Origin of the sequence: Microcystis sp. LSC13-02 (assembly GCA_002282935.1) — a bacterium.
Taxonomy (GTDB): Bacteria; Cyanobacteriota; Cyanobacteriia; order Cyanobacteriales; family Microcystaceae; genus Microcystis.
Genome location: MTBT01000033.1, coordinates 1 through 7,473, shown reverse-complemented (window position 1 = coordinate 7,473; position 7,473 = coordinate 1). Strand labels below are relative to the sequence as shown.

The 7,473-nt window shown below is 43.5% G+C and carries 1 protein-coding gene; it reads right to left on the bottom strand.

Annotated elements, in window-relative coordinates:
- Positions 1-7,414, bottom strand: a 7,414-nt coding sequence (locus BGL89_RS02230) for a CARDB domain-containing protein (protein ID WP_286824207.1), incomplete at its 3' end; no start/stop codon positions are given.
- Positions 7,415-7,473 lie beyond the last annotated feature (59 nt).

Below are 7,473 nucleotides of genomic sequence, written 5' to 3'. Positions count from 1 at the left end.
TATTAGCTATCCCAGATTGATTGTCTTGGTAGTCGAGGGTTAACTGATTGTCAACGATGGTAGCAGTGACTAATCCCGGATTGTCATTGACGAATACTGATTTGACAATTAAAGCGATGTCATTATCAATATCAGTGAAGACGTTGGTTATATCAATGACGGTATTAGCTGCATCTTCGTCAACATTAACATCAGTAATCGGATTGAGGACAGTTGGTGCGTCATCTACTGGGTTAACTGTGATGACGAAACTTGTGGCATTAATATTACCACCTGCTCCATCTGCTACCGTAAAGCTAAAGCTATCACTGGTAGTTTCTCCGCCATTGTGAATGTAGGATAGTAAGCCAGTATTAATATCGGCTTGGGTAAAGGTGTTATTAACCGCTAAAGTAACTCCATTGCGTTGTAAATTCCCATTTGTCGGAATCGTACTGATGGTAAAAGTTAACTGATCCGCGGTATTATCTGGATCTGCGACAGCAAGCAGACTATTAGCAATAGCAGAACTAGATCCTTCATTAAGAGTTAAGCCTGTATTGACTGAAATTTGTGGAGGTTGATTAACTGCGCCACCGATTTGTATGGTTGCATCTGCCGTCGTCGGTGCTGCTTCTGTATTACCTGTGTTATCAACTGCAACCGAATAGAAGGAGTAGGTATGTCCAGCTGTCCCCGTGTAAGTGGCTTCGGTTAGTTCAGTATTATTGAGCCAAATCGTGTATTCTCCGCCATTATCAGAAACATAAATAGTATAAGTCGCCAAAGCTGAACCCGTATCTGTTCCCGTCCAACTGACGAGGAATTCAGGGGTTGCGGTGGTTGCAGGTAAGTCATTAACTTCACTGCTAGGTTTATCAACATCAAGGGTGTTGAAGATAGGTGGAGTGCTGATGGGTTCATTAATATCAAAAACGATAACCGCTTCGGCATCAATCACTGTCCCGGTACTGAGATTTCTTTTAGTACGAACACTGTAATTAACAAATCCTTCGCCTTCAGGAGAAGTTAAATTAGGGGGTAAAAACCCTGTTAGGGCATCTATCGGTAACTCTCCCGTCGTCGGCTCTACCGTCGTGAACTCCCAGAAAGTCTCGCCCGTAGTTACATCAACTCCAGCAGAAACATCAACGAAAATTCCTAATGTTTCATTCAAATCTACTCTTCCTTGGTAAAAAGAGCGGTTATCAGGAACATCGATCACCAGAGAACCAAAACCAAAATCTCCCAATCTGAAAGTACGAAAATCTAGATCGCTATCAAGTTGTTGAGTAATCCGTACCACTTGAGCCGGAGCCTGAGCAAATACTGGATCGTTTTCAAAGCGAATCCTATAAGCTAAAGGAGTTCCTGTTGAGAGCCAGCGATCTTCCCCAAAGCCATCGGGTCCTAAAATATCATTAGGATCAACGGAAGTGGGGCGGCGAATTGGATCTTCATCATCGGGATCTTCCTCACAATCGTCATCAGCTAAATTGACTGAGAAAGAAAAGGTTTGGGTATCAGGCTTGAAAGAAACAGTAAAAGGAACATCAAAAGCTCTGCTATTTCCTTCCAAAATGGCTGCTTGCCAAAATACCGAGCCAGTGAAAACCGTATTACCAGGATCGAAATCAACCGTATCAACTACCGTAACATTGAGATCAAAGGTGACAGTTGCACTGCTGGAACCAGCAGGAATATGCAGCTTAGCCACTCCGTTAACCGCCCGACTATCAAGGATAGTTAAAGCTCCCAGTGGCGGCGGACCGCCTGAACCCACACCTCCCGCCAGAACTCCAGCTGCACCTTGCCAGAAAGGAAAATTCCAAGCATCTTTTTGCGCATTCGGCTGACTACCATCAGCATACAGCAAATTTTGCGAAGGAAAGGTCAGAGAATTTAAGGGAATGTCTAAGTTAATCTCCTCATGTTCACAAGATAGGGTAGTATTTTGCCATTGCTGTTTGATGGCATTAAAGACTTCCGATTGAATCGTGGTGATATTTTTATTGGTGACAGAATGATTCTTAAAAGAATCAGTGATGGAGCTACCTGCACCAATACTGACGATTCCATTTGGGCTAGTAGAGTTAAAATACTGACGGTATAAGTTTGCCGCTTCACTCCCCCCTAATATTGTCGCTTGCGGAATAATTGCAGAAGCGCAGTTAAATTCTAGCAAATCTAACCAATCAGGAATTGTCAGACTTTGGATGACACCAGAATCAACCTGAGAAATGGCATTAGGACTCACTGGAGGAGAAAGCGTTACCGTTCCTAAGTTTATCTCACCCGAAGCGGGAACGATGACATTTTCTACAACCGTTGGGGCGAGACTGCCATCAGGAGTAACAATAGTAATATCGTAGGTTCCGGCACTTAAAACCCCTACAGTAAATGCGCCATTATCGGAGCTACTGAAAAATTGAGAATTAGGTAAAGTCGCTTCTAATTGAGCAATAATTAAAACATCATCTAAGGATTGTCCACTGGCATCAACTACTGTACCACTTACTTTTGCTTCCGGTATAAGGGCAACATTCTGAGTAACTATTTGATTGGTTAAATTCAGATTACTTATCCATGTCCGAGAACGATTTGGGGATTCAACTTCCAGGGTATAATTGCCGGGGCTTAAGCCCATAATTGTATAATAACCGGCTCCATCCGGTTGAACCGTTGCTACCACTTCATCTCCTTGGTAAAGCTTGACAAAAGTATCCAAGAGAGGATTATTAATGGTTGCATCAGTAATTTGTCCTTTGACACTAGCACCGTTATTGATAGTGATTTCTAACCCCGATAGTGCTTCATTGGCATTAACCGTCACAGTAAGCGGCATTTGCTCAGCAATTTGAGCAGATTGCACCTCAAAACTATAGGTTCCCTCGGCTAAATCATCAAAGATAAACGAGCCATCATTGAGGGTAATCGTACTAAAAGCCACACCAGTGTTCGTATTGGTAGCAATGACCTTACGTCCGGAAATATCAATATCCAGACTGTTAGCCAAAATTGTCCCAGTCAGAGATGTACCAATAGCTGCCCTGGCCTGAGAAAACTCAATCTCTAATAAATCACCTACATTATTGGGACTGCCCAACTCTTCTGGTATTAAAGCTGCATTTTCTGCCAGCATTCTCAGATAGTCACCGTTATTGTTCCCAACTTGACTGATTAATTGAGCAAAAATTGACTCAAATTCTACATCAGTAAATTCAGACGTTTTTAGCTGGGGGCGGAGAACATCCCAATCGAATGGAGCAGTTTCATCTTTGTAAAGACGATTCACGGAAACAATATAATCACCAACTTGATTGTCACTGTAACCGAAGAAAGTAACGGTTTCGATTTGACCCGGACGTAAAATACCAGGCAGCTTTTCTTCCTGATCAAAACCAAAGAAATTATAGGAAGAACCTGCGGATGTATCGCCGGGATGGAAACCAAAAGGAACAGTATTTTCTACTCTTAATAAAGGCGTGGGAGCGTCATTAATGCCGTTGTTGTACCAGCTAACCGTAAAAGAGTACCCTCGACTGCGCCCAACGGTAGTGGGAGCATCTACCTGAGCTACTACATTTGCTCCCCCCCCATCTACGACTTCCAAAGCATCGGTTAGGATGATTTGCTGCCCTTGTCCATTTTCAACAATAATGTCGTATTCTCCTGGGGCTAATCCTGTTAGGTCAAAGGTAGCATAAGCCTTAGTTGAATCTTCATAAAGAGTCTTGATAGCCGAACCCGTTACTCCCGCTTCGTCCCTCAAACTGACTGTAACAGAGCGATCAAATTTTGCTCCATTAATTTCTATGGTACGTTTGCCAACATTACCGCCCTGTCCGTAATCACTATCGAAGACAGAAAACTGTATTAGTTCAGCTTTGGTGTCAAAAGCTACGGGAGTATTGCTGCTATCTTTTCTGAAGGCTTGAATATAATAAGTGCCTGCTTCTGTTGTAGGAATGACTGCTCTTTGATCGGTACTAAATGGAACAATCGCTCCAAAATCAAAGTTAGCAGGACTCGGAATCTGACCATAACTGACGTAGAGTTCGCTAAAGACTTCTGCTCCACTACCATCTAGGGTAACAGCTAAAGTTTCTCCAGCTGGTACATCAACGCGATAGTACAAAGATTGTCCCCGGATGAGATTGCTGGTGTCAGCTACTCCTAAGATTAGTTGTTCGACATCAACAGCAAAGTCATCTAAAGAAGCCTTAATATTATTCGCTTCATTAGATTCTGGTATGTAGTTGCGGATGTCGCTGCGGAGAATAACATAGTAATCCCCCGTTGCTAATCCTGGTAAAGTAGCGGTTACTGTCTTGCTATAGCTTCCGCTTCCAGCAACTGGTCCTGTTTGAGAAACACGACCGAAGAAAGCATCATTGACATCCCATTGATTGTCACGAGAAAGATAGATTGTATCTTCCCATGTCCCGATCGCCTCATTCGTGCTTTGATTGTTTACGGTATAACTAATTGTGGCATTTTGACCAGGAGTTCCATTGACAGGAATAGTAATTGTCCCTACTGCTAAATCAACCGGAGGCGGCAAAATTATTTCCGTCGAGAATCCGTCATAATTAACATTATTGACCTCTCCTAACCGTTCATAAACAGCATTACCGCCATCCGTCACCACGAAGGCGTAAAAACGTCCCCCTAAGCCTCGCGGGATAGTAAAGGATTGGGTGGCAGTATAACTATCTCCTGCATTTAATCCCCCCGTATGGTTGCGATAGCCTAAATAAACATCGCTGTTGCGATCAAATACTTGGTCGCGGGACAGATAAACAGCATCATACCAACTTTGACCCGTATTGGCATCATTATTAACAACCGTATTAACAACCGTCCAAGTTAAACTCAGAGATTGTCCTGCAATTCCCTGTTCTGGTGCATCGACGGCAGTGACAGCAAGATCAGCAGAAGGAGCGGGAGTAATCGGTAGGCTTCCGGTTCCCGAACCGCCTCCACTGGTACTATCGCTGGCTAAAACGTTATTATTCTCAAATGCACCTTCAATAACGTTATTATCTCGGTCAGTTTGCACCAGAACATAGTAACTCCCGTCCAGATTAACAGGAAGCGAGAAAGTGCCTGTGGCGCTGTAACTTGCTGATGGCTCTAACGCTCCTGAACGATAAACCGACCCTAAATTAATGTCATCACCGCTGACATTTTTGTCTAAAGACAAATAAACTCGATCGTACCAATAATTGCTATTAGTACGTCCTACCCCCAAATTCGCTACCGTCCAACTGAGGGTCAGCGGCTGTCCGGGAGTTACAGTATTTGGCAGAGTAATGCTAGTAACTTGGAGATCGGGGGTATCACGAGAGATAGTGATAGGAAAGGCACTAGAGGTATTATTCCCCTCATTGCTACCTTCATAAACACTATTAGCCGAATCAGTGACGACAAATAGTTGATAATTGCCTTCTAAGGTAAAGGGTAAAGTAACACTTTCAGTCCGACTGTAAGTACCATTGGGAGCTAAAAGTCCGGTGCGGGTGAAGCTGGCGAGGGTTAGATCATCTGCATCACCTAAAACCTCATCGGTAGAAGCGACAAGGCGATCGCTCCAACTGTTAACAATGGTATCCCCAGGCCCCTGGTTTTTCACTGTCCATTGCACGGAAATCGCCTTACCAGCTTCCCCGGTAGTCGGAATAACTGCGTCAGTAACGACTAAATCCGCCGGTTGGGAGACAATTTGTACTTGATTGATGCTTTGAGTGACGTTATTAACATTATTTAATTCAAATACTTGATCGCCGCTATCGGTTACGCCAAAGACATAGTAGGTGCCAGTTAAGGTATTGGGTAAGCTAAAGTTAGCGGTGCGATCATAACCATCACCTGGATAAAGAATGCCATACTGGCCGACACTACCTAGATTAATGTCCGTTGCTGTATTTAATTGATTATCGCTAGAAAGATAGAAGGTATCAGTCCAATAATAATTCGGGGTTTCTGTGGCTCCAAAGTTAGTGACTCGATAATTGATGCTTAAATTACTACCAGAACGAGCATTGTTCGGAATTGTTAAGGATTCAAACTCTAAATCTGGTGGTGGCGTTAGGGTAATCTTCGTTGCTGTGGTGTCGTAGCCACTATTGTTATTCTCAAAAACGTGCTCATAAACGTTGTTGTAGATGTCACTTTGGACAAAGAAGAAGAAACTTCCCGCTACACCAATGGGTAAATTAACTGTTGCTGAACCGGTATAATTTGCACCGGCATTTAACGCACCACTATGATAGAAATCTCCCAAAAAGCGATCGCCTGCATCTAAAGTTGCATCCGCCGACATAAACACGCGATCATACCAAGCTGTTTCTAAAGTACGTCCTGTACCAGCATTGGTGACAGTCCAACTCAAGTTCATCGGTTGTCCTGAGAAGGCTCCATTGGGAGCATTAACGGCTGTTACTTGTAAATCGGGAGGTGGAGTTAAATTAACATCCGTCGGCCCACCAGAACCCCAATTATCCCCTTCATTACCAACTTCGGTAACGTAGTTATAAACATCAGCTTGTACGAGGAAATAGTAATTGCCATCAATACCGCGAGGTAGGGTTACGGTTAAGCTGTTGCTATAACTATCATTCGGGTTGAGATAACTAGGATTAACTGCGTCTCCTAAATAGGTATCAGTATTGTCATAGGTAGTATCGAGGGACAGATAAACGCGATCGTACCAAACAGGCGCATTAGTAGCACCAGTACCGACATTTTTAACCGTCCATTGTACGACGGTTTCTTGACTGGAAAAAGCTGTCGTTGGTGCAGTTACCCCAGTAACTTGTAGGTTGGGAACTGGAGCAAGTTGTAAGGAAATCGAGCGATCATCTGTAGTGGTATTGTTCGATTCGTTCTGCGTTCCTTCAGCAATATTTCCGGAATAATCGGTCGTCACAACGACTCGATAGTTACCAGTTAAACTGAGGGGAACGCTGTAGGATTGAGTACGATTTAAGGAGGCTCCAGCAGCCAAACTACCCGAATATTCAAAAATTCCGACATACTGGGTTGCATTGGTCGCCGTATTAACTAAAGACACATAATCATACCAAGTTCCTTCTGCGGTTGCTGAGCCTTGGTTTTTGACAGTCCAATTGATCTCAATTGGTTGTCCTGATAGAGTTTCAACTGGTGCGGTAATATCGCTTACTACTAAGTCAGGAGCATTCAAATTGATAGCGACAGCACGAGTATTGTTAGTCTCGTTAGTTTCCCCTTGACCTCCCGAACCATCAGCGACAAATATTAGATAACGGTTTCCTGTGGCAAAGTTGGGGAGGTTGATATTGCGAGTAATGCTGTAACTTGCACCGCCGGCTAATGGCGTTTGGGTGGAGATTAATTCTTGGGTGATGTAAGTGTCAGCATTAGTGGGACTTAAACGCTCAACAAAGATCAAATCGAGTATAATCGTTACAGAGTAAGCACTTTACGTTGAAAAATCGGCGATGAAAGAGA